At 57.4% G+C, this 256-nt stretch carries 1 tRNA gene; it reads right to left on the reverse strand.

Annotation, left to right across the window (positions count from 1 at the left end):
* Nucleotide 1 precedes the first annotated feature (1 nt).
* Nucleotides 2-75: transfer RNA gene (locus ACX9OT_RS21870), tRNA-Asp, on the reverse strand.
* Nucleotides 76-256: the final 181 nt, after the last annotated feature.

The raw sequence follows: 256 nt of genomic DNA on the forward strand, positions 1-256 counted from the left end.
GCGGAGCGGACGGGACTCGAACCCGCGACCTCCGGCGTGACAGGCCAGCATTCTAACCAGCTGAACTACCGCTCCGCGCTGAAACTTTGCAGGCGCCCAGTATATCCGAAGACTCCCTGGAAACCCAGCCCGATGAACACTTTTTTCAAAGTTTTTTCACAGAGACTTAAGAATTCTGCAATGGCGGAGCGGACGGGACTCGAACCCGCGACCTCCGGCGTGACAGGCCAGCATTCTAACCAGCTGAACTACCGCT

The sequence above is a fragment of the Stenotrophomonas genospecies 3 genome, from assembly GCF_054473855.1.